This window comes from Hydrogenophaga sp. IBVHS2, from assembly GCF_002127215.1.
Classification (GTDB): domain Bacteria; phylum Pseudomonadota; class Gammaproteobacteria; order Burkholderiales; family Burkholderiaceae_C; genus Hydrogenophaga.
Genome location: NZ_NFUT01000003.1, coordinates 77,550 through 98,376, shown reverse-complemented (window position 1 = coordinate 98,376; position 20,827 = coordinate 77,550). Strand labels below are relative to the sequence as shown.

Below are 20,827 nucleotides of genomic sequence, written 5' to 3'. Positions count from 1 at the left end.
CAAAAAACTAGTATCCGTCGACCGTCACCCGTCAATTTAGTGTTTAAGTAGTCTTATGGTGGCGGCTCCATCGAAGGATCCTTCATGAACCACCCTATGAACCACCTGAACGAATACCTCCACCTGGCCAGTTATGCACTGGATGTCGTGCTCATCGCTGCCGGTTTCTGGATGGCCGCCACGGCACGCCAGATGCAGATGCGGGGTGCGGTCGGGTCCACCTTGCGGCAGGTGTCCATCGGCGCCGTGGTCCTGGGTTTTGCCCACCTGATCGAGACCGTGCTGTTCGAGGTGTTCGAGGTCGGCACCGAAGCCAACGAACTGGTTCACCGCGTCATCATCCTCATCGGCTTCCTGTTCATCGCCAACGGCCTGCGCCAGTTCGCCCGCTCCCTGAAGTCGCTGCTCAAGGTCAAGGCGCCGCAGTGATCGAGCCGCTGTACAGCCTGCTGCAGCAGCTCGCCCGGGATCGCCGATCCGGCATGCTGCTGCTGGTGATGACCGCTTCCGGTTCGGCCGCCCACATCGTCACGGTGTGGCTGAGCGAAGGCGAACTCGTGCATGTGAGCGGTCGCCTGCGGAAGGGCGCCGAAGCCCTGATGCTGCTCAGGCATGCGCGTCTTCTGCGCCGCTGGCAGTGGTTCGATCTGGCCGCCCCCGACGACCTGAAGGTCCAGGAACTGCCCCGCCTGCAGGACTTCCTGTCCTTCGAAAGCCGGTACGTCGTGCCGGCACCGCCCGAAGGGGCTCCCGCCACGCTGGAGCAGGTGCGGCTGGAGCGCCTGTTCGCCATCCAGACCTTCCTCCAGACCATGGGCGGTCTCAAGGGCGCAGACGTCTTCATGGAGCTGATCTTCGAGCATCCGCCCTCCCTGGCCTGGGACGAGCTCATGGAGGCCTTCCGGGATCACCTCGCCCAGTACTTCGGAGACCCGGTGGCCCGTCAGGTGGTGGACGCCTGAGGCCCGTGCTTTGCAGGAGAAACGCCATGAACCCCGACATCCGATCCCTGCTGCTGCGCCTGCACCAGGAGCGCCAGACCGGGCTGCTGTCCCTGGTGATCGAGGCCCAGCCGGCATCGCAGGGCGCAGAGCCGGTCAAGGAAGCGCTCAGCCTGTCTTTCGTGGGCGGCGAACTGGCCGCCGCAGAGGCCCGCGAGTGCCAGGGCATGCAGGCCATGGACCACCTGGCCCGGGCGCACCTGCTGTTGCGCCAGCGCTGGTATCCGGTGAGCTCCAACGTGCTCAAGCGCATGGACGGCATGCCGGTGCTGTCGGTGTGGATCGAGCAACTCGATGCCCAGGCCAACCCGGGCGCCGGGCGTTCGAACCTGCGTGCGCAACAGCTCGACGACATCCTGCGGGCATTCCACACCATGGGGGGTGTGGACGGCATCGAGCGCTTCGTGGGGCTCACCGCGCAACACCCGCCCGAAACCGCCTGGGACCCGCTGATGCAGGCACTGCGGGATGAGCTGACCTTGTACTTCGGCCCCGAGCGCGCCCAGGCCATGACCCAGGGCTGAGGCTGGTACCACCAACAGGAATCGAACCTGTATCTAGCGCTTAGGAGGCGCTCGTTCTATCCATTGAACTATGGCGGCCAGGGCAGGCGCGGATTGTATCGACGGCCTGTGGCGGTCACCCCGTGGGGGGTCGGATCGGTGGTCGCGCGGTCGGCTCAGTCGAACTGCAGGGTGAAGATCAGGTCGAGGGCGTTTTCTTCGCCCGCACGCGCTCGCACCGTGAAGCGCCGCGAGACATCGTAGAAGATGGACATGGTGCCCACGGCCCCCGCCACGCTGCGTTCGTAGCTCAGGTACAGGTCCTGGGTGAGGCGTTTGCCCAGGGTGACCGCGGTGGCCGGTGTGCCGTCCGGATTGAGGCCGCTGCTGCCCACCGAGATCTCGTCCAGTCCGAAGGCCTGGGCCAGTCCGCCCCGACGGTCGCCACCACCGGCGATCAAGGCGGCGGCGGCCTGCTGCAGCACCGCGGCCTCGGCGCCCGCCCCGCTGGCGGGTCGGCCCAGCACCAGCCACGCCAGTTTCTCGCTGTCGGGCAGGTCGGGCTCCGAGAACAGCCGTACCCGGGGCGCATTCGCCGAGCCGGTGATGATCACGCCCACCCGCTGGGCCGAGTTGGGTCGCACGGCCGTGATGTCCAGCGTCGGGTTGTCGAAAGGTCCGTTGAAGCGCAGCACGCCGGTCTCGATGCTGAGCTGCTGGCCGTAGCTGCGGTAGCTGCCGCTGACGGTGCGAACTTCGCCCAGCAGGCGTGGCGCGGGCAGCGCCACGGTGCTGCGCAGGGTCAGGCGTCCTTCGAGCCGGGTGTCCAGGCCCTGTCCACGCACCGCGAAGTCGCGTCCCAGGTCCAGGTCGACCTGCACATCGGGTCGTATCCGCTGGCCGGCAGCCGGTTCGATGGCGCGTTCGGTGCCGCGCACCACCACATCGCTGCCCAGGCTGGGCGCCAGCTCGTCGGGCAGGACGATCAGGGCCGTGTCGGTCCGCAGGTTGCCCCGCAGCTGCAGATCCGGTCCGTTGAGGGCGGCCTGCACATCGCCCGAGAGGGTGAGTCGCCGATCGGGTCGGGAGCTCACGCGCAGCTGGCGGGCCCGGGCTTCCAGCTGCAGGGCCGGCACCCGGCGGGCCCGGCCGTCGATGGTGGCGAGTGGAAACTCGGCCCGGCCGCTGGCTTCCAGCACACCGCCGCGCTCGGCCCCGCCCCGGCCTTCGATGCGGAAGCGGTCGATGCTCAAGCGGTCGCCGGCCAGCGTGGCCCGCAACTGGCCATTGACGAACGCAATGCCGTCCACCAGCGAACGCACGGCCACCTGATCGGCCTCCAGGCTGCCGTTCAAGCGCGGTTCGCTGCGGGTGCCGCCCACGGTGGCCTGCGCGGCCAGCGTGCCGCGCACCCGCCAGCCTGGCGGTGCCAGGGCGGACCACAGACCGGCTTGCGGCAGGCTGGCCTGCAGCCGGCCCTGCACCGGCGCTGCGGCGGGCCAGTGCCAGGCCCCGTGCTCGCGGTCCGGCGGCGCCAGCTGGGTGGAGAGGTCGGCGCTGGCTTCACCCAGGCGCTCGGCCTGCCAGCGCAGGCGGGCCTGCAGGTCGCGGCCCTGGCTCGTCAGTCGAAGCTCGGCCTGCCGGATGCCGGCCGGCAGGCGCTGCACCGACGCGTTGTTTTCGTCGAAGGCGCCGTCGGTCTGCACCAGCAGATCGCCGCTGCGCCGGGCGAGCTGCACATCGATCCGGGGTGGCTGGCTGGCTTGTGCCGGCAGGTCGATGTCCCAGCGGCCGTCGAAGACCAGATCGCCACCCAGGCCGGCGCGTGCCAGGGGCCCGTTGCGGGCACCGTCCACGACCGTGAGCAGGTCGACCCAGGCCAGCGGCAGTCCGGCGAGCTGGCCCCGGCTCTGCAGCGCACCGTTCTGCCACACCAGCGTGTCCCAGCCCAGTTCGACCGATCCGGCGCTCATGCCGGACATGCCGGGCAGGCGGGGCAGCAGGCGCCAGCGCGCAGGCTCGGTCTCGAGCCGCAGGCCGGATGCGGTCTGCCAGCGTAACCGCAGCGGTTGCAGGCTCTGCAGGGTGCCTCCCACCGGGGGGGCATCGGTCCGTTGCTGCGTTCCGTCCAGCACCGCCCGGTCCAGCTGCAGCCGCCCCGACTGCAGCAGCGGCAGGCCTGCCGATTCGATGCGCCCCTGCAGGTCCACACCCAGGCTACGCGCGGTCGGTGCCGGCTGTGCCAATCGGGCGCGCAGGGCCAGCGCAAGCCGGTCGGCCGGGCCTTGCAGGCTCAGTTCGGTGGCGCTCAGCGCCAGCCGGGTGCGCGCCCCGCTGTCGTCGGGCACCAGCCCGAGCTGCAGGCGGTCGGCGGAGAGCGCCAGGTCCACAGTGGGTACGCGGGTCTGTGCAGCCGGCGTGCCCCCGGGCCACCCCAGGGCCGCCAGGCCGCCCTGCCAGCGCAGGCGGACCCGGGCTGCGCCGGCGGCATCGATGTCGGGCCAGGCACGGGCGATGGCCGGCCCCGCCAGCGGCAGTTCGCGCAGGCGCTGCAACCAGGCCCGCGTCGCGGCGGCGTCGGCCAGATCCAGCTGCACGTCACCGTCGCCGCGGTCGGGTGCGAGGTCCACGTCGCCTTCCAGCCGTGTGCCGGGCAGCGAAAGGCTCCACTGCGCCTCGGCCCGGGCGGCGGGGTGCCCATAACGGCCCCGGCCCTGCAGCCGGGCATCCAGGGCATCGAGCCGCAGCTCGGCCAGGTCGAGCGTGCCCCCGGCATCGGCCGGCTGCCAGCGGCCTCGGGCCTGCAGGTTGCGCAGGCGCAGGGCATCGGCGGCGCTGCGGGGCGGCTGGCGACCGGCCGGCTGCACGGTCACCTGCCAGTCGATGGCCGCTCGATCCGATGCGCCGGTGCGGGCACTGGCCTGTCCGTCCAGCGCGGCCGGCGCCAGGGTGCTCCAGAGCTGCGCCGGATTCACGGCTTTGAGCCGGGCCTCACCGCTCCAGGTCATGGGTCGCTGCCCGCTTTCGCTGGCCGGTGTCCAGGTGCCGCTGGCCTGCAGCCGGCCGCCGCCCAGGCGGGCGTCCAGCCGGTCCAGGGTCCAGCCGGTGTCCTGCCACAGTGCCTGCGCCGCGATCTGTTCCAGCGGCACCCGCCGACGATCGGCCGGGCCCGGACTCAGGTTCTGCAGATCGGCCTGCACCGTCCACCCGCCGGGCCGGGGCTGGACCGTGACGGTACCGCCCAGCGCCGTGACCGGCGCACCGGGCCACAGGCTGGCCAGATCGAGCCGGTGCAGCCGCAGGTCGGCTTCGTCCAGCGGCTGCGATGCCCAGGGCCGGATGCGGGCCTTGGCCGCCAGCGTGGGGCTGGCCGGCTGGTTCTGTGCGGGCTGCAGGTGGGCCGTGAGCTGCAGCGCCGCGTCGGCTCCAGCCAGTGTGCCGGCCACCTGCGCCTTGCCCCGCAAGGTCAGCGGCTCGCCCCCGGGCACCTGGGTCTCGACCTCGGCCTGCACGTCCAGCCGCAGCGGCAGGGGCGCCTGGGCACCCATGGCGGCCTGGGCGCGGTAGCGGCCGCCGGCGATGTGCAGCGTCTCGATCCTCAGCCCGTGCACATGCTGCACGCCGGTCAGCTCGTGCGGCCCCAGCCGCCCGTGGTCGGCCGCCGAGGCGTAGGCATAGCGGGCCTTCACCGGCCCCAGGCGCAGCGACTGTGCGCCGGTGAGCTCGATCTCGTCGACGGCCACCATGGCCGACACCGGCAAGGGCAGTTCCAGCGAAGTCCACGGCTCCCGGGGCGCCGGATCGGCTGGGGCAGGCCGTCGATCGTCCATCTGCAGCCGCCGCGCACCCAGGTGTTCGAGCGCCACGCCCTGGCCGGTGAGCAGGTAGAGCCAGAAGCCGCTGCCGGTGCGGATCTCCAGGTCATGCACCTCCACCCGCAGCTGCTCCCGTTGCCATTGCAGACGGCCGATGCGGCCGCCCTCGCGCACGCTGCCCTGGACCTGCTCGGCATCGAGCCGGCCCCAGCTGGCGGGCGACGTGGCCCCCGGGCTCTGTCCCTGGCTGTAGCGGGAGGCCCATTGCAGCGCCTGGGCCAACGATCCCTCCTGGCCGGCCCAGAACCAGCCGCCCGCCAGCACCGCGGTGGCCAGCACACCGGCACCCGCCAGTGCTGCGGTCAGCCCCCGCAGGGCACGGGCCGGGGCAGCGGCTGGCGGGGCAGCAGCGGTGGGAGCGGGGCGGGGCGTCGGTTCGCTCATGGCAGCGTCAGAAGCTGAAGCCCACATTGAGGTGCAGGCGCAGCTCGCGGGTTTCCAGGCCATAGGCCAGATCGACCTGCAGCGGACCGACCGGGCTGTTGTAGCGCAGGCCGGTGCCCACACCCCATTTCGGCCGCAGGTCGCCGGCCCGGTCGGCCACGGCGCCGCCATCGACGAAGAGCACGTTCTCCCAGGGCGAACGCTGGCCGTTGTCGGCCCAGATGGGGCGTTGCCACTCCACGCTCATGACCGCCTTGTACCGGCCGGCGCGCACGCCGCCGGTGGGGGAGGGCACGCCGATGTCGCGCAGCCCGTAGCCGCGCACGGTGTTGTCGCCGCCGGTGAGGAACAGCTGGGTCTCCGGCACCGGGGCGTTGTCGCGCGCCACCACCGCGCCGCCTTCGAGCCGCAGGGCCAGTCGGCCCAGGTTCCGTGCCGATCCGGCGCCGTCGCGGTCCAGCGGCCACAGCCCGAGCCAGCGCGCCTGGGTGCGGGCGAAGGGCTGCCGGTCGGTGCCCAGGGTGGTGCCTGCCCCTAGCTCCACCGCCAGTCCGTGCCCCTGTTGCGGCGACACCGGGTCGTCGAAGCGCCGGCGCGACCAGGCGTAGTTGGCGGTGATGGACGACTCGGCGGCTTCCGGCAACGGGAATGGCAGGTACTGCACCACCCGTGCCCGGTCGTACTGGAGGTAGACGCTGCGGTCCAGCGTTTCGCCGTCCTGGCCCTGGCCCCAGCGCAGGCGCTGGCTGGAGGTGCGGGTCAGGCCGTCGTCCAGGCGGGAGAGCTGGGCCTCGGTCAACCATTGCCAGCCCTTGTCGTCCACCGGCGAGCGCCAGTCGGTGCGGGCGATCTGGTCTTTCTGGTCGAGGCGCAGCTCGCTGCGGGCGCGCCAGCCGAGCCCGGGCACCCGGTTGTGCAGGTGCTCGATCGACACGCGCGCCCCGCTGTCGGTGCTGGCGCCCACGCCCAGCACCAGCTTCTGGCGTCGGGCCTCGCGCAGCTGCACCTTAACCGGCAGCATTGAGGCCTGCTCGGTGGGCTCCACATACACGAAGACCGCATCGAAGTACCCGCTGGCGGCCATGCGCTGCTGTGCGGCCTGCAGGCGTTCGAGGTCGTACTCGGTACCGGGCGTCAGGCCCGAGAGACGCGCCAGCCGCTCGCTGATGGCCGGGTCGTAACGCTCGGTGCCCACCACCTCGATGGCGCCGATGCGCTGCAGCGGACCGGAGTCGAGTTCGATGTAGAGGTTGGCCCGCTGGTTGGCCGCGTCGATGTCGGCCAGGCTGTTGCTGATGCGGCCGCCCGGAAAGCGCAGCGCGGTGAGCTGGCGCAGCGCCTGGTTCTTCGCACCGTCCCACTCCGACTGGGAAAAGGGCCGGTCGGCCCGGCCGGCGGCCGCCGCCTGGATGGCCTCGCGCTGGGCCTGGGCCTGCGGCAGGGTGGCGATGTCGCCCTGGAAGATGACCTGCACCGAAGCGATGCGGGTCTGCGGCCCGGGGTCCACCACGATGCGCACCGTGCCCAGCGGCGCGGGTGCGGCGTCGTCGTCATCGTCGTCGTCCGGGAGACCCGCCTGGGCATCGGGTGCTGCGGGCGGTTGCCGGACCGGATCGACCCGGATGGCCGGGCTGAAATGGCCCAGGGTGCCCAGCAGGTTGCGCAGGTTGTCGGGGGCCTGCAGCAGCAGGCGGTTGAGCTCGTTGATGTCCAGGCTGCGCAACCGGCGGAAGCGCTGGAGCTCCATGTGGCGCAGCAGGGTGTCGCGCACCTCCTCGGGGGCCTCGAGCTCGATGTCGAAACGCGGTGGCGCAGGAGGGCGCTGGGCCCGCGCCCGCGCGGGAGCCCGCGCCTCGCCCGGGGCCGTGGCCGACGGGGTGGCGTTCTGGGCGGAGGCCGTCAAGGGCCACAGGAGCGGCGGTAGGAGCCACAGGCCGGTCAGCAGCAGGCCGGCCCGGAGAAACAGGGTCATGCGGGGTTCATTTCGACAGCATGCGCATGGCGTCTTCCAGCCCCTTGAGGGTCAGCGGGTACATGCGCTGGCCCATGAGCTGCTGGATCACGCTGATGCTCTGTCGATACTGCCACACGCCCTGGGGTTCCGGATTGATCCACGCAAACCGCGGGAAGGCGTGCGTGAGCCGCTGCAGCCACTCGGCCCCGGCTTCCTCGTTGTTGTATTCCACGCTGCCGCCAGGCTGCAGGATCTCGTAGGGGCTCATGGTGGCGTCGCCCACGAAGATCAGCTTGTAGTCCTTGTTGTACTTGCGGATGATGTCCCAGGTGGGGAACTTCTCGGCGTAGCGGCGGCGGTTGTTCTTCCACATGAAGTCGTAGACGCAGTTGTGGAAGTAATAGAACTCCAGGTGCTTGAACTCGCCCTTGACCGCCGAGAACAGCTCCTCGACCCGCTGGATGTGCTCGTCCATGGTGCCGCCCACGTCCATGAGCAGCAGCACCTTCACGTTGTTGTGCCGCTCCGGAATCATCTTGATGTCCAGCCAGCCGGCGTTGGCGGCGGTGCTGCGGATGGTGTCGGGCAGATCCAGCTCCAGCTCGTTGCCCTCGCGCGCGAACTTGCGCAGCCGCCGCAGCGCCACCTTGATGTTGCGGGTGCCGAGTTCCTGGGTGTCGTCGTAGTCGCGGTAGGCGCGCTGCTCCCACACCTTCACCGCCGTCTTGCCTCCGCCCTTGCCGCCGATCCGCACGCCCTGGGGGTTCTGCCCCCCGTTGCCGAACGGCGATGTGCCGCCGGTTCCGATCCACTTGCTGCCGCCTTCGTGGCGTTCCTTCTGCTCCTCCAGCCGTTTCTTCAGCGTGTCCATGAGCTCGTCCCAGTCGAGCTTGGGTGCGTTGGCCTTCTGCTCCTCCGACAGGATGCGTTCCATCTCCTGGCGCAGCCAGTCGGCCGGGATCGGCTTGGTGAAGTCCGCGATCATCTCCACGCCCTTGAAGTAGGCGGCAAAGGCGCGGTCGAACTTGTCGAAGTGCTTCTCGTCCTTGACCAGCGCGGTGCGGGCCAGGAAGTAGAAGTCGTCCATGCTGCAGGCATCCGGGTTGGTCGGCCCCACCACCTCGGCCTGCAGGGCCTCGAGCAGCGTGAGGTACTCGCGCACCGACACCGGCACCTTGGCGGCGCGCAGGGTGTAGAAGAAGTCGATCAGCATGGCAAGCCTCCGTCTTCAGCGCGGGCGGTCCCGCAGGTAGAGCAGCTGCGCACGGGCTTCCGGCCATTCGCCGGCACGCATGCTGTACATGACCGTGTCGCGGATGGTGCCGTCGCGGCGCAGGGCATTTCCGCGGACCACGCCGTCCTTTTTCGCGCCCAGCCGCTCGATGGCCGCCTGCGAGGCGAAGTTGAAGTTGTCGGTGCGCCAGCCCACCACGTGGCAGCCCAGGGTGTCGAAGGCGTGGCCCATCATCAGCAGCTTGCAGGTGGTGTTGACATGGCTGCGCTGCACACGCCGGGCGTACCAGGTGTAGCCGATCTCGACCCGCTTCACCTCCGGCAGGATGTCGTGGAAGCTGGTGCTGCCGAGCACGGTGTCGCTGGCCTCATCGACCACCACAAAGGCGAATCGGTGGCCCTGCTCGCGCATCTTCAGCGCGGTCTCGATGTAGGCCCGGGTGTTCTCGGGTTCCGGCACCGAGGTCACGCGCAGGCGCCACAGTTCGCCATCGGCAGCGGCCGCCTTCAGCCCGGCTTCGTGTTGCAGGGCCAGCGGCTCCAGCCGGATGCCCCGCTCGCTCAGGACCACCGGCTGGACGAAGCCCGCGGCATGGCTGCTCATCGGTTGCGCTGGTTCATGAAGACCAGCTTCTCGAACAGGGTGGTGTCCTGCTCGTTCTTGAGCAGCGCACCCACCAGCGGCGGAATCGACACCTTGTCGTCCGCGCTCTGCAGGGCCTCCAGCGGGATGTCCTCGGCCATCAGCAGCTTGAGCCAGTCCAGCAGCTCGCTGGTGCTGGGCTTCTTCTTCAGGCCCGGCAGGTTGCGCACGTCGTAGAAGGTCTTCATCGCGATCTTCAGCAGGTCCTTGCGCAGCGTGGGGAAGTGCACCGCGACGATCTTCTCCATGGTCTCGGCATCGGGGAACCGGATGTAGTGGAAGAAGCAGCGACGCAGGAAGGCGTCGGGCAGCTCCTTCTCGTTGTTGGAGGTGATGAACACCAGCGGCCGGTGCTTCGCCCGGATGAGTTCGCGCGTCTCGTAGCAATAGAACTCCATGCGGTCGAGCTCGCGCAGCAGGTCGTTGGGGAATTCGATGTCGGCCTTGTCGATCTCGTCGATCAGCAGCGCCACCGGCTGGTCCGCCGTGAAGGCCTGCCACAGCACGCCCTGCACGATGTAGTTGCGGATGTCGCCCACGCGCTGGGCGCTGTCGGCGGTGTTGAGCTGGCTGTCGCGCAGGCGGCTGACCGCGTCGTACTCGTACAGGCCCTGCTGGGCCTTGGTGGTGCTCTTGATGTGCCACTGCAGCAGCGGCATGCCCAGCGACTGGGCGACTTCCTCTGCCAGCAAGGTCTTGCCGGTGCCCGGCTCGCCCTTGACCAGCAGCGGCCGCTTGAGGGTGATGGCCGCATTGACCGCCAGCATCAGGTCCTGGGTGGCGACGTAATTCGGGGTACCTTGGAATTTCATGGAAGACCTGCAGCGGTGGTTGGCGGGGGTTCGGGGCCTGTCGGGACGACTCTATAATCGCGGGTTGATCTATAGAACGCCCGGATCGGCGACCATTTCATTGTGCTAGCAAAATGAATCACCTGTTGACCACGATCGCCCGTACCTTTGTCGCCGCTGCGACGCTCCTCGCAGCCGCAGCCGCCCACGCCCAGGGCGCCACGGGTGACGTGGAAGCCGGTCGCAAGAAAGCCGAAATGTGCGTGGGCTGCCACGGCATCCCCGGCTACCAGAACAGCTTCCCCGAGATCCACAAGGTCCCGATGATCTCCGGCCAGTCGGCCCAGTACATCGTGTCTTCCCTCAAGCAGTACCAGAAGGGCGAGCGCAAGCACCCCTCCATGCGCGGCATCGCCGGCTCGCTGTCCGAGCAGGACATGGCCGACCTGGGTGCCTTCTACGCATCGCACGCCACCACCACCGCCCCCGAAACCCCCAAGGCCGCCAGCCCCAAGGTCGCGGCCCTGATCGAGAAGGGCGCCTGCATCTCCTGCCACGGCGCCAACTTCAGCAAGCCCATCGACCCCAGCTACCCCAAGATCGGTGGCCAGCACGCCGACTACCTGTTCGTGGCGCTCAAGTCCTACACCGTCGAAGGCAACAACCTGGTCGGCCGCAGCAACGGCATCATGGCCGGCATTGCCAAGCAGTACTCGCCGGCCGAGATGCGCGAGATCGCCAAGTACCTGGCCACGGTCGAAGGCGAACTCAAGGTGGTGCCGCAGTCGCGCTTCAAGTAAACCACCTGCCACCACGATCAAGCCGCCCTCGGGCGGCTTTTTTCATGCCCGCAGGGGAAATGCCTCAGTCGGTCGTGGCGCGGCGCCGCACCGCCTCGATGTAGGCCTGGCCGTCGGGCGGCCGGCCGGCGCGCTGGCTCTCCCACAGCATGCGGCCCAGGCATTCCATGACCTCGTGGTGGGCCGCGTGCAGATCGTCCCGGCGGGCGGCCAGCAGCTCCACCGCCTGCCGGATGCCCGGGGGCTGGTCGATGCTGCACTGCTCGCTGATGGACAGGTGCATGGACAGGTGCAGGAACGGGTTCTCGCGCGCGGCATCGGGCTGGCTCAGGGCGGCCACGGCGGCGTCCGCATCGGCCAGTTCGGCGTGGTATTCGGGGTGTTCGGCGATCCACTGGCCTGCCAGCACCTCGATGGCTTCCATGGGTTGCTGCGTGCCGAGCTTGGCATATACACCGCAGAAGAAGCGGCGCACATCGGCCTGGGAAGGGTTGAACATGGTTGTCTCCGGAGTCGGGGTCAGACGCGCCAGGCCGGCAGCTGCCAGTTGCGCCACAGGGCCAGGCCGCGCAGGCCGGCAGTGACCAGCACACAGCCCAGCAGCGACAGCCAGCCCGGCGACTGCACGCTCCACAGGCCCACATAGGTCCAGCCGCCCGCGAAGGCGCACACGGCGTAGGGCCGGTGGTCGTGGAAGGCGGCCGGGATCTGGTTGCACACCACGTCGCGCAGCACGCCCCCGGCCACGCCGGTGATCAGACCCATGATGACGGCCACCACCGCCGGCAGCTGCTGCACGAGCGCCATGTGCACGCCGGTGGCCGCAAACAGGCCCAGGCCCAGCGCATCGGGCCACTGCATGGCGCGCTCGGTGAGCTCGAAATGCCGGTTGCGCAGGAACAGCATGCAGGCCACGCACAGGCCCAGCACGCCCCACAGCAGGTTCACGTGCTGCACCCAGAAGAAGGGGCGCTGGTCGAGCAGCAGGTCGCGCAGGGTGCCGCCGCCAAATGCCGCCAGGAAGCCCACCACGCACACGCCCACCGCGTCCATGCGGTGGCGCGCGGCGGCCAGCACACCCGATAGCGCAAAGGCGGCGGTGGCCGCCAGCTCCACCAGCAGCCTGAGCGTTTCACCCCACAATGGAACGTTCTGCATCCGCCGATTGTCGCCGCCCGCCATGCCCCTCATCACCGACCCGTTCTTCTATGCCGTGGCCATTCCGGCGGTGCTGTTGCTGGGCATCAGCAAGAGCGGTTTCGGGGCCGGTTTCGGGTCGCTGGCGGTGCCCATGATGGCGCTGGCTGTCACGGTGCCGCAGGCCGCCGCCATCCTGATGCCGGTGCTGCTGGTCATGGACCTGCTGGGCATGGCGGCCTTCCGCAAGGACCTGGACCGGAGACTGCTGGCCTTCCTGCTGCCCTCGGGCCTGCTGGGCATCGTCATCGGCACGGCGCTGTTCAAGCTGCTGGATGCGCGGGTGGTGGCCGGCATCGTCGGTGGCTTCACCCTGCTGTTTCTGGCCCAGCGCCTGCTGTTCCCGCCCCGTCCGGACAGCCCGCCGCCGCCGCGCTGGGCCGGCTGGCTGCTCTCCGCCACCTCGGGTTTCACCAGCTTCATTGCCCATGCCGGCGGCCCGCCGATCAATGCCTATGTGATCCCGCTGCGGCTGTCGCCGGTGGTGTTCACCGGCACGCTGGCGTTCTTCTTTTTCTTCATCAACCTGGCCAAGTGGATTCCTTACGCCTGGCTCGGGCTGCTGGACATGCGCAACATGACCACCTCGCTGGTGTTGCTGCCGCTGGCGCCGGTGGGGGTGTGGATCGGTGTGCGGATCGCCCACCGCATACAGCCGGTGCTGTTCTACCGGTTCGTCTATGCCGGCATGCTGCTGACCGGCCTGAAGCTGGTCTGGGACGCTCTGGCGATACCATAGGCCCGTTCCCTGTCCGGGACAGAACAGGAGTCGCGATGCCGATCGTGGTGGTGGCCAATCCCAAGGGCGGTGTGGGCAAGTCCACGCTGTCGACCCATGTGGCGGGTTATTACGCCCGCCAGGGCCATGCGGTGATGCTGGGCGACATCGACCGCCAGCAGTCGTCCGCGCTGTGGCTGCGCCTGCGCCCGCCGCAGGCCCGGCCGATCCGCACCTGGGACATCTCGCACGACCTGATCGCCCGCCCGCCGCGCGACACCACCCACGTGGTGCTGGACACCCCGGCCGGCCTGCACGGCTGGCGTTTCAAGGACGTGCTCAAGATGGCCGACAAGGTGCTGGTGCCGCTGCAGCCCAGCATCTTCGACATCTACGCCACCCGCGCCTTTCTGGACGAACTGCTCGAATCGCGTCGCGCCGAACACCTGCAGATCGGGCTGGTGGGCATGCGGGTCGATCCGCGCACCATCGCCGCCGAGCAGCTGCAGACCTTCGTCTCCGGGCTGGGGCTGCCGGTGCTCACCCACCTGCGCGACACGCAGAACTACATCCATCTGGCCGCACGCGGGCTCACGCTGTTCGACGTGGCGCCCGGCCGCGTGGCCAAGGACCTGGAGCAATGGCAGCCGGTCTGCCAGTGGCTCGACCGCTGAACCCCCTCAACACGCCCATGCGACATTTCAAGACCCTGGCCGATGTGGCCGCCTGTGTCGGCCAGGAGGTGGCCGTCAGCGACTGGACCACCATCACCCAGGAGCAGGTGAACCGTTTTGCCGAGGCCACCGGCGACCACCAGTGGATCCATGTGGACGTGGAGCGGGCCAAGGCCGGCCCGTTCGGCGCGCCGATCGCCCACGGGTTTCTGACGCTGTCGCTGCTGCCGGTGTTCTTCGAATCGGCCATGTCCATCGAGCAGTCGGCCATGGGCGTGAACTACGGCCTGAACCGGGTGCGCTTCACCGGGCCGGTGCCGGTGGGCAGCCGCCTGCGGGGCCGCCTGACCCTGCTCGCGGCCGAGCCGGTGGCCGGCGACGGCCTGCAGATGACCTGGAGCGTGGCCATCGAGCGCGAGGGCGTCGACAAGCCGGTGTGCGTGGCCGAGTCGCTGGTGCGCCGTTACCCCTGAGCGCCTCCGAAGCCCTGCTGTCGCCAGGCTTCGAACACCGCCACCGCCACCGCATTCGACAGGTTCAGGCTGCGCTGGCCCGCCCGCATGGGCAGGCGCAGGCGTTGCGGCGTGGCAAAGGTGTCGCGGATCTCGGGCGGCAGGCCGGCCGTCTCGCAGCCGAACACCAGCCAGTCACCCGGCGCGAAGGCCGCGTCGAAGGCCGGATGGCTGCCGCGCGACGTGAAGGCGAACATGCGCCCGGCGTCGGGCTGTTCGCGGGCCAGGAAGGCCGCCCAGTCGGCATGGCGCCGCACCTCGGCGTACTCGTGGTAGTCCAGCCCGGCGCGGCGCATCTGCTTGTCGTCCATCGAGAAGCCCAGCGGCTCGATCAGGTGCAGCCGGCAGCCGGTGTTGGCGCACAGCCGGATCACGTTCCCGGTGTTGGGGGGAATCTCGGGGTGGACGAGCACGACGTTGAACATGGGCGGCGGATCATAGCGGCGCTGGCGTGGCCGCCAGCACCAGCGCCCGCACCGAGGCGGCACCCGCCAGGTGCAGGGCCGTGGCGGCGGCCTGCAGGGTGGCACCGGTGGTGACCACATCGTCGATCAGCAGCAGATGCCGGCCGCGGACCGATCCGTGCCGGTCGGGATGCACCATGAAGGCGCCGCGCATGTGGTCCAGCCGGGCGGCCCGCTCCAGGGTGCGCTGAGGCGGTCCGTCCGTGCAGCGCAGCAATGCCTGGGGCAGGGCCGGGCGGCCCAGGCGGCGTGCCAGCTCCCAGGCCTGGTTGTAGCCCCGATCGGTCAGCCGGCGCGGGCTCAGCGGCACCGGCACCAGAGCGTCGCAGGCGTCCAGCAGCCCGCTGTCGTGACCAGCCTGTGCCATTTGCTGCGCCAGCGGCCCGGCCCAGCCCGGCTCGTCGTGGAACTTCAGGCGCGCCAGCAGGGTGTCCCAGGGGTAGGCGTAGGTGACCGCCGCCACGCAGCACGCCAGCGGCCCCGGTGCCAGCGGGTCCGGCGCCGGGGCCCTGCCGAAGCATCGCAGGCAGTCCGTGCACACGGGTTCGGCCGGCCATCGGCCACACACGGCACAGGCCGACGGCAACCCGTGCCGCAAGAGTGCTCGCCACCAGGCAGACCGGTCTGCAGACATCGGGCCAATATACTGATCGGCTCCTTTCTGCGCACGCCCCGTATCGGACGGGCGCCGTGCCCCACGCCTGCCTTCCATGTCTTCCGTCCCTGCGGACACCGCCACCCCTGCTGAAGAACCCGTCCCCGGCATGGACCCTCAGGCCTGCCGGCACTGGTGGCAGCTGCCACGCGCCGAGTCGCCCTGGCTCCATGAAGAGGTGGGAAGCCGCATGGCCGATCGCCTGCAGTGGTTCCGCAGTCCGCCCGCCAGCTGGCTGCACTGGGAGCCTGTGTCCGGCGGCCTGGGAGTCCATCGCACACTGCGGCAGCGCCTGCCCGAGGCGGCGTGCTGGCTGCATTCGGCCCGGCCCGCCGAGGCCCTGAAGGCCACCCGGGAGAGGCCGGCCACCACCGGCGGGACCTCATGGTGGCGCCGGCGCGAAGCGGACGGGCCTGCGCTGGCCGGGGCCGACACCGCGGTCCGCATGCTCTGGGCCAACATGGTGCTGCATGCGGAGGCCCGCCCGATCTCGCTCATCCGCCGCTGGCATCGCCATGTGGAGGTCGACGGCTTCCTGATGTTTTCCTGCCTGGGCCCGGACTCGCTGCGCGAGCTGCGCCAGCTCTACGCCGATAGGGGCTGGCCGGCGCCGGCCCACGATTTCACCGACATGCACGACTGGGGCGACATGCTGGTGCGCCAGGGTTTTGCCGAGCCGGTGATGGACATGGAGCGCATCACGCTGTCTTACAGCTCGGCGCCGGCGTTGCTGGCCGAACTGCGCACCCTGGGTCGCAACCTGTCGTCCCGGCGACAGCCCGGTCTGAGGGGGCGGGACTGGCGCCGCCAGCTGGAGCGGGCGATCGAGAGCGGCCTGCCGCGCGGACCGGATGGCCGCCTGCTGCTGACCTTCGAGATCATCTACGGCCATGCCTTCAAGGCGCCACCGCGCATTCCGGTTGCCGCCAGCAGTGCCGTGGGGGTGGACGAGATGAGGGCGATGTTGAAGGGCCCGCGCCGCTGAAGGGCCCGATGCGGGGCCGCGGTGGTGTCGATTGTCCGACCGCGATGTGACGGCATGTCAGCCGATGGGGGGGTGGACGCCGCTACAATCGCTCCCGGTTGAAATTCCCGGGGTATGTTCCCCTGCGCGAAGGGCGGCACGCGTCGTCCTCACGTGATCCGGTGGTGGGTGTGTCTCAAGCCAGCAGTGTTTTCCGTTTTGCGACCCGCTCCGATGCCGGCATCGAGTGGTCGCTGCGCAGGAACTGCTCGGTGACGCCGGCCCAGCTGGGTGCCCTGTACGCGTCGCTGTGTGTGGTGTCGCTGGGCGTGGCCGGTTTCTTCTGGAGCCAGGGCGCCACGCTGGTGCTGCCCTTTGCGGCGCTGGAGCTGCTGGCGGTGGCTGCCGCCTTCCTGATCTGGGCCCGGCATGCCACCGACAGCGAGCGCATCTGCCTGACCGATGGCCGCCTGGTGGTGGAGCTGGAGTCCGGCGGCCGGCTGGAGCGCCGTGAATTTCCGAGGGACTGGGTGCGGGTGGATCCCCCGCCGGGTTCCGGACAGTTGATCGAGGTGCGCGGTGCGGGTCAGTCGGTCCAGGTGGGCCGGTACCTGCGGGCGGACCTCCGGCCGGCGCTGGCACGGGAAATCCGGCTGGCGCTGCGGGGTGCCTAGGCACCGAGGGATGAGGGGTGTGTGGTCATGCGAGGCCACGCGCCGGAAGTTTGTTGTAATCGGTATTGATATCAATCATTACTTATATTTGAGGCGCAAAAAGTGAGTACGACGAAGAAAACCGTGCAGTCCCTGCGGACCCGATGGCATTCGCTGCGCGATGCCGCCACCCTGCTGGCCCTGGGTGCGGGTGCCTGGACGTCGGCGATGGCCCAGAAGGTCAACGACCTGCCCGGCGGTCCTGCCGTCAACCAGCTCAACTTTGCGCCCCCGGTCACCAAGATCGCTGAGGAGCAGCACTGGCTGCACTGGTTCATGATGGCCATCTGCGCCGTGATCTTCGTGATCGTGTTCGGCGTGATGTTCTATTCCATCCTCAAGCACCGCAAATCGGTCGGCCACAAGTCGCAGGAACTGGCCGAGCCGATCTGGGTGGAACTGGGCTGGACCATCGTCCCTCTGCTGATCGTCATCGGCATGGCCCTGCCGGCCACCAAGGTGCTGGTGGCCCAGAAGGACACTACCAACGCCGACCTGACCATCAAGGCCACCGGCATGCAGTGGAAGTGGGGCTATGACTACATCAAGGGCGAGGGCGAGGGCATCGGCTTCCTGTCCACCCTGGACAACAGCCACCGCGTCATGTCCGACAGCGGCAAGCTGACCCCCACCGACGACTACCTGCTCAAGGTGGACAACCCGATGGTGGTGCCGGTGGGCAAGAAGGTCCGCATCATCACGACCGCCAACGACGTGATCCACGCCTGGATGGTGCCGGCCTTCGGCGTCAAGCAGGACGCCATCCCCGGCTTCGTGCGCGACACCTGGTTCCGCGCCGAGAAGACCGGCGACTTCTACGGCCAGTGCGCCGAGCTGTGCGGCAAGGAACACGCCTACATGCCGATCCACGTGAAGGTGGTGACCGCCGAGGAATACACCGCCTGGGTGGCCGAGCAGAAGAAGGCCATGGCCGCCAAGGCCGACGACCCGTCCAAGGTCTGGGCCCTGACCGATCTGGTCAAGCGCGGCGAGTCGGTGTATGCCGCCAACTGCGCGGCCTGCCACCAGGCCAACGGCAAGGGTGCCGGCCCGATCAAGGCGCTGGACGGTTCCGCCCTGGTGGTCGATGCCGACAAGGGCAAGATCATCAACGTGCTGCTCAACGGTCAGAACAACGGTGCCATGCCGGCCTGGAAACAGCTGTCCGACACCGAGCTGGCCGCCGTCATGACCTACACCAAGAACAGCTGGTCCAACAAGACCGACCAGATCATCCAGCCGGCCGAAGTGCAGGCTGCCCGGAAGTGATCCGGCACCGTTTTCACGATTGAGACCCCCCTGAGGAAACGACCATGAGTGCAGTTCTCGACCACCACGACGCGCACGGACACGACCACGACCACCACGCCCCCACGGGCTGGCGCCGCTGGGTGTTCGCCACCAACCACAAGGACATCGGTACCCTGTACCTGCTGTTCTCCTTCGTCATGCTGATGATCGGCGGCGTGCTGGCCCTGGGCATCCGTGCCGAGCTGTTCCAGCCCGGCCTGCAGCTGGTGAACCCGCAGCTGTTCAACCAGCTCACCACCATGCACGGCCTGATCATGGTGTTCGGCGCCATCATGCCGGCCTTCGTGGGCTTCGCGAACTGGATGATCCCGCTGCAGATCGGCGCATCCGACATGGCCTTCGCCCGGATGAACAACTTCAGCTTCTGGCTGATGATCCCGGCGGCCCTGATCCTGGCGGGCTCCTTCTTCATGCCTGGCGGCGCACCCGCTGCCGGCTGGACGCTGTACGCCCCGCTGACGCTGCAGATGGGTCCGTCCATGGACGCCGCCATCTTCGCCATGCACATCCTGGGCGCATCGTCCATCATGGGCTCGATCAACATCATCGTGACCATCCTGAACATGCGCGCGCCCGGCATGACGCTGATGAAGATGCCGATGTTCTGCTGGACCTGGCTGATCACCGCCTACCTGCTGATCGCCGTGATGCCCGTGCTGGCCGGCGCCATCACCATGACGCTGACGGATCGCCACTTCGGCACCACCTTCTTCAACCCCGCCGGCGGCGGCGACCCGGTGATGTACCAGCACATCTTCTGGTTCTTCGGCCACCCCGAGGTCTACATCATGATCCTGCCTGCCTTCGGCATCGTGAGCCAGGTCGTGCCGGCGTTCTCGCGCAAGAAGCTGTTTGGCTACGCTTCCATGGTGTACGCCACCGGCTCCATTGCCATCCTGTCCTTTGTCGTGTGGGCGCACCACATGTTCACCACCGGCATGCCGGTCACGGGTCAGCTGTTCTTCATGTACTCCACGATGTTGATCGCCGTGCCCACGGGCGTGAAGATCTTCAACTGGATCGCGACCATGTGGAAGGGCTCGATGACCTTCGAGACCCCGATGCTGTGGGCCGTGGGCTTCATCTTCGTGTTCACCATCGGTGGTTTCACCGGTCTGATCCTGTCGGTCGCGCCGATCGACATCCAGATGCAGGACACCTACTACGTGGTGGCCCACTTCCACTACGTGCTGGTGGCCGGCTCGCTGTTCGCCATGTTCTCGGGCATCTACTACTGGCTGCCCAAGTGGACCGGCGTGATGTACAGCGAGACCCGCGGCAAGATCCACTTCTGGTGGTCGATGATCTCCTTCAACGTCACCTTCTTCCCGATGCACTTCCTGGGTCTGGCCGGCATGCCGCGTCGCTACGCCGACTACCCCATGCAGTTCGCCGACTTCAACATGATCGCGTCGGTGGGTGCCTTCTTCTTCGGCTTCGCCCAGGTCTACTTCTTCCTGGCCGTGGTGTTGCCCGCCATGATGGGCAAGGGCGAGCCCGCCCCCCAGAAGCCCTGGGAAGGCGCCGAAGGCCTGGAGTGGGAAGTGCCGTCGCCGGCCCCGTTCCACACCTTCGAGAACCCGCCCAAGCTGGACGCCACCGCCACCAAGGTGATCGGCTGACCCCCATCCGGCCCGCACGAACATGACACCTGACCAGAAACAGCAGAACCGCCGCCTGGGCCTGATCCTGGCGTCGGTGGCGGCCGTCTTCTTCCTGGGCTTCGTGGCCAAGTTCGTGCTGTTCGGGCGCTGAATCCAACCGACAGAAAGCTCCCCGTGGGACTCCGACGCGAAAACCTCAAGATCGTGGGCAAGCTCAGCGTGATCGCGCTGGGCATGTTCGCCTTCGGCTATGCGCTGGTGCCGATCTACCGCCACATCTGCGAGGCCCTGGGCATCAACGTGCTGGCCATCAGCGAGCGTCGGGTGCCTGGAGCCGCCCCCAGCCTGCCGGCCAACACCCAGGTGGACCGCACCCGCACCATCACGGTGGAGTTCGACACCAATGTCCGCGGGCCCTGGGACTTCAAGCCGGCCGTGCGCTCCCTGCAGGTCCACCCGGGTGAACTCACCACGGTGGTCTACGAGTTCCAGAACATCCAGAACCGGACCATGGCCGCCCAGGCCATCCCGAGCTATGCCCCGCGTCAGGCGGGCAACCATTTCAACAAGCTGGAGTGCTTCTGCTTCACGCAGTACACCCTGGCGCCGGGCGAGAAGAAGGAGTGGCCGGTGGCGTTCGTCATCGACCCGCGCCTGCCCAAGGATGTGACCACCATCACCTTGTCCTACACCTTCTTCGAGGTGGGCGGCAAGGTGCCGGCGGCGCCGCAGAGCGGGCTGTCCCAGGTGAACACGTCCGTGCCCAAGGCCGCCGCACCCGCAGCCGTCAAGGGGGCTGTGTGAGCACGCCGGTGCAACGCCCGGGCAGCC

22 protein-coding genes and 1 tRNA gene are annotated in these 20,827 nt (G+C 68.8%); 13 read left to right on the top strand and 10 right to left on the bottom strand.

What is annotated here, in order from left to right; all coding sequences use genetic code 11:
- Window positions 1-84: 84 nt before the first annotated feature.
- The 3 genes from CAP38_RS09720 to CAP38_RS09710 are packed head-to-tail and all read left to right on the top strand — an operon-like array spanning window position 85 to window position 1,525.
- On the top strand, window positions 85-429 hold the full coding sequence (locus CAP38_RS09720) for a hypothetical protein (RefSeq protein ID WP_143435808.1): 345 nt from the start codon (window positions 85-87) through the stop codon (window positions 427-429).
- Complete coding sequence (locus CAP38_RS09715; RefSeq protein ID WP_086121212.1) at window positions 426-962, top strand: hypothetical protein; 537 nt, start codon at window positions 426-428, stop codon at window positions 960-962. The genes CAP38_RS09720 and CAP38_RS09715 overlap by 4 nt, the downstream gene beginning before the upstream one ends.
- A gap of 26 nt (window positions 963-988) precedes the next feature.
- The gene (locus CAP38_RS09710) at window positions 989-1,525 is read left to right on the top strand and encodes a hypothetical protein (protein ID WP_086121211.1); all 537 of its coding nucleotides are present in this window, start codon (window positions 989-991) and stop codon (window positions 1,523-1,525) included.
- Between the two features lie 3 nt (window positions 1,526-1,528).
- On the opposite strand, the gene CAP38_RS09705 is transcribed toward CAP38_RS09710, so the two are convergent.
- The 6 genes from CAP38_RS09705 to CAP38_RS09680 form a co-directional block, all read right to left on the bottom strand.
- Window positions 1,529-1,603, bottom strand: a tRNA-Arg gene (locus CAP38_RS09705).
- A 77-nt stretch (window positions 1,604-1,680) separates the two neighbouring features.
- On the bottom strand, window positions 1,681-5,763 hold the full coding sequence (locus tag CAP38_RS09700) for a translocation/assembly module TamB domain-containing protein (protein WP_086121210.1): 4,083 nt from the start codon (window positions 5,761-5,763) through the stop codon (window positions 1,681-1,683).
- A gap of 7 nt (window positions 5,764-5,770) precedes the next feature.
- Window positions 5,771-7,735, bottom strand: a complete 1,965-nt coding sequence (locus CAP38_RS09695) for an autotransporter assembly complex family protein (protein ID WP_086121209.1) — start codon at window positions 7,733-7,735, stop codon at window positions 5,771-5,773.
- A 7-nt stretch (window positions 7,736-7,742) separates the two neighbouring features.
- Window positions 7,743-8,930 carry a VWA domain-containing protein gene (locus tag CAP38_RS09690; RefSeq protein WP_086121208.1) on the bottom strand — a complete coding sequence of 396 codons (1,188 nt, stop codon included), beginning with the start codon at window positions 8,928-8,930 and terminating at the stop codon, window positions 7,743-7,745.
- A gap of 15 nt (window positions 8,931-8,945) precedes the next feature.
- A complete protein-coding gene (locus CAP38_RS09685; protein ID WP_086121207.1) occupies window positions 8,946-9,554 on the bottom strand; it encodes a GNAT family N-acetyltransferase in 609 nt (202 codons plus the stop codon).
- Complete coding sequence (locus CAP38_RS09680; protein ID WP_086121206.1) at window positions 9,551-10,405, bottom strand: MoxR family ATPase; 855 nt, start codon at window positions 10,403-10,405, stop codon at window positions 9,551-9,553. The genes CAP38_RS09685 and CAP38_RS09680 overlap by 4 nt, the downstream gene beginning before the upstream one ends.
- A 113-nt stretch (window positions 10,406-10,518) precedes the next feature.
- On the opposite strand from CAP38_RS09680, the gene CAP38_RS09675 reads away from it, so the two are divergent.
- Window positions 10,519-11,184 (top strand): cytochrome c, encoded by a 666-nt coding sequence (locus CAP38_RS09675; RefSeq protein ID WP_086121205.1) that lies wholly within the window; start codon window positions 10,519-10,521, stop codon window positions 11,182-11,184.
- Between the two features lie 64 nt (window positions 11,185-11,248).
- On the opposite strand, the gene CAP38_RS09670 is transcribed toward CAP38_RS09675, so the two are convergent.
- Complete coding sequence (locus tag CAP38_RS09670) at window positions 11,249-11,683, bottom strand: DUF1841 family protein (RefSeq protein WP_086121204.1); 435 nt, start codon at window positions 11,681-11,683, stop codon at window positions 11,249-11,251.
- Window positions 11,684-11,703: 20 nt separating this feature from the next.
- Complete coding sequence (locus CAP38_RS09665; protein ID WP_086121203.1) at window positions 11,704-12,342, bottom strand: trimeric intracellular cation channel family protein; 639 nt, start codon at window positions 12,340-12,342, stop codon at window positions 11,704-11,706.
- 22 nt (window positions 12,343-12,364) lie between these two features.
- Between CAP38_RS09665 and CAP38_RS09660 the strand changes: the two genes are divergently transcribed.
- From CAP38_RS09660 to CAP38_RS09650, 3 genes are read left to right on the top strand one after another with little or no spacing between them, the layout of a single operon-like run.
- A complete protein-coding gene (locus CAP38_RS09660) occupies window positions 12,365-13,120 on the top strand; it encodes a sulfite exporter TauE/SafE family protein (RefSeq protein ID WP_086121202.1) in 756 nt (251 codons plus the stop codon).
- A gap of 35 nt (window positions 13,121-13,155) precedes the next feature.
- Complete coding sequence (locus tag CAP38_RS09655; RefSeq protein ID WP_086121201.1) at window positions 13,156-13,773, top strand: ParA family protein; 618 nt, start codon at window positions 13,156-13,158, stop codon at window positions 13,771-13,773.
- Window positions 13,774-13,790: 17 nt separating this feature from the next.
- Window positions 13,791-14,246, top strand: coding sequence for a MaoC family dehydratase (locus CAP38_RS09650; protein ID WP_086121200.1), 456 nt, complete (start codon window positions 13,791-13,793; stop codon window positions 14,244-14,246).
- Here CAP38_RS09650 and trmL read toward each other — a convergent pair.
- Complete coding sequence (gene trmL / locus CAP38_RS09645; protein ID WP_086121199.1) at window positions 14,237-14,710, bottom strand: tRNA (uridine(34)/cytosine(34)/5-carboxymethylaminomethyluridine(34)-2'-O)-methyltransferase TrmL; 474 nt, start codon at window positions 14,708-14,710, stop codon at window positions 14,237-14,239. The two genes, CAP38_RS09650 and trmL, sit on opposite strands and share 10 nt — an antisense overlap.
- Window positions 14,711-14,720: 10 nt before the next feature.
- On the bottom strand, window positions 14,721-15,212 hold the full coding sequence (locus CAP38_RS09640) for a ComF family protein (protein ID WP_256924396.1): 492 nt from the start codon (window positions 15,210-15,212) through the stop codon (window positions 14,721-14,723).
- Between the two features lie 301 nt (window positions 15,213-15,513).
- On the opposite strand from CAP38_RS09640, the gene CAP38_RS09635 reads away from it, so the two are divergent.
- The 6 genes from CAP38_RS09635 to CAP38_RS09615 all read left to right on the top strand — a co-directional run bounded on the left by CAP38_RS09635 (window position 15,514) and on the right by CAP38_RS09615 (window position 20,800).
- Window positions 15,514-16,389, top strand: coding sequence for a hypothetical protein (locus CAP38_RS09635; protein ID WP_086121197.1), 876 nt, complete (start codon window positions 15,514-15,516; stop codon window positions 16,387-16,389).
- 170 nt (window positions 16,390-16,559) lie between these two features.
- A complete protein-coding gene (locus CAP38_RS09630) occupies window positions 16,560-17,042 on the top strand; it encodes a DUF2244 domain-containing protein (protein ID WP_086121402.1) in 483 nt (160 codons plus the stop codon).
- A 132-nt stretch (window positions 17,043-17,174) separates the two neighbouring features.
- A complete protein-coding gene (gene coxB / locus CAP38_RS09625; RefSeq protein WP_373271410.1) occupies window positions 17,175-18,350 on the top strand; it encodes a cytochrome c oxidase subunit II in 1,176 nt (391 codons plus the stop codon).
- A 44-nt stretch (window positions 18,351-18,394) separates the two neighbouring features.
- A complete protein-coding gene (ctaD, locus tag CAP38_RS09620; protein WP_086121196.1) occupies window positions 18,395-20,014 on the top strand; it encodes a cytochrome c oxidase subunit I in 1,620 nt (539 codons plus the stop codon).
- Between the two features lie 22 nt (window positions 20,015-20,036).
- On the top strand, window positions 20,037-20,147 hold the full coding sequence (locus tag CAP38_RS15435) for a cytochrome oxidase small assembly protein (protein WP_218776576.1): 111 nt from the start codon (window positions 20,037-20,039) through the stop codon (window positions 20,145-20,147).
- Window positions 20,148-20,170: 23 nt separating this feature from the next.
- A complete protein-coding gene (locus CAP38_RS09615) occupies window positions 20,171-20,800 on the top strand; it encodes a cytochrome c oxidase assembly protein (RefSeq protein ID WP_086121195.1) in 630 nt (209 codons plus the stop codon).
- Window positions 20,801-20,827: the final 27 nt, after the last annotated feature.

What these genes read in the sequence shown, in the direction of transcription:
- CAP38_RS09680 (WP_086121206.1), bottom strand. Translation starts at nt 10,405, where the DNA reads ATGAAATTCCAAGGTACCCCGAATTACGTCGCCACCCAGGACCTGATG.
- CAP38_RS09695 (WP_086121209.1), bottom strand. Translation starts at nt 7,735, where the DNA reads ATGACCCTGTTTCTCCGGGCCGGCCTGCTGCTGACCGGCCTGTGGCTC.
- CAP38_RS09690 (WP_086121208.1), bottom strand. Translation starts at nt 8,930, where the DNA reads ATGCTGATCGACTTCTTCTACACCCTGCGCGCCGCCAAGGTGCCGGTG.
- CAP38_RS09660 (WP_086121202.1), top strand. Translation starts at nt 12,365, where the DNA reads ATGCCCCTCATCACCGACCCGTTCTTCTATGCCGTGGCCATTCCGGCG.
- ctaD (WP_086121196.1), top strand. Translation starts at nt 18,395, where the DNA reads ATGAGTGCAGTTCTCGACCACCACGACGCGCACGGACACGACCACGAC.
- CAP38_RS09670 (WP_086121204.1), bottom strand. Translation starts at nt 11,683, where the DNA reads ATGTTCAACCCTTCCCAGGCCGATGTGCGCCGCTTCTTCTGCGGTGTA.
- trmL (WP_086121199.1), bottom strand. Translation starts at nt 14,710, where the DNA reads ATGTTCAACGTCGTGCTCGTCCACCCCGAGATTCCCCCCAACACCGGG.
- CAP38_RS09650 (WP_086121200.1), top strand. Translation starts at nt 13,791, where the DNA reads ATGCGACATTTCAAGACCCTGGCCGATGTGGCCGCCTGTGTCGGCCAG.
- CAP38_RS09720 (WP_143435808.1), top strand. Translation starts at nt 85, where the DNA reads ATGAACCACCCTATGAACCACCTGAACGAATACCTCCACCTGGCCAGT.
- CAP38_RS09700 (WP_086121210.1), bottom strand. Translation starts at nt 5,763, where the DNA reads ATGAGCGAACCGACGCCCCGCCCCGCTCCCACCGCTGCTGCCCCGCCA.
- CAP38_RS09665 (WP_086121203.1), bottom strand. Translation starts at nt 12,342, where the DNA reads ATGCAGAACGTTCCATTGTGGGGTGAAACGCTCAGGCTGCTGGTGGAG.
- CAP38_RS09675 (WP_086121205.1), top strand. Translation starts at nt 10,519, where the DNA reads ATGAATCACCTGTTGACCACGATCGCCCGTACCTTTGTCGCCGCTGCG.
- CAP38_RS09635 (WP_086121197.1), top strand. Translation starts at nt 15,514, where the DNA reads ATGGACCCTCAGGCCTGCCGGCACTGGTGGCAGCTGCCACGCGCCGAG.
- CAP38_RS15435 (WP_218776576.1), top strand. Translation starts at nt 20,037, where the DNA reads ATGACACCTGACCAGAAACAGCAGAACCGCCGCCTGGGCCTGATCCTG.
- CAP38_RS09655 (WP_086121201.1), top strand. Translation starts at nt 13,156, where the DNA reads ATGCCGATCGTGGTGGTGGCCAATCCCAAGGGCGGTGTGGGCAAGTCC.
- CAP38_RS09685 (WP_086121207.1), bottom strand. Translation starts at nt 9,554, where the DNA reads ATGAGCAGCCATGCCGCGGGCTTCGTCCAGCCGGTGGTCCTGAGCGAG.
- CAP38_RS09710 (WP_086121211.1), top strand. Translation starts at nt 989, where the DNA reads ATGAACCCCGACATCCGATCCCTGCTGCTGCGCCTGCACCAGGAGCGC.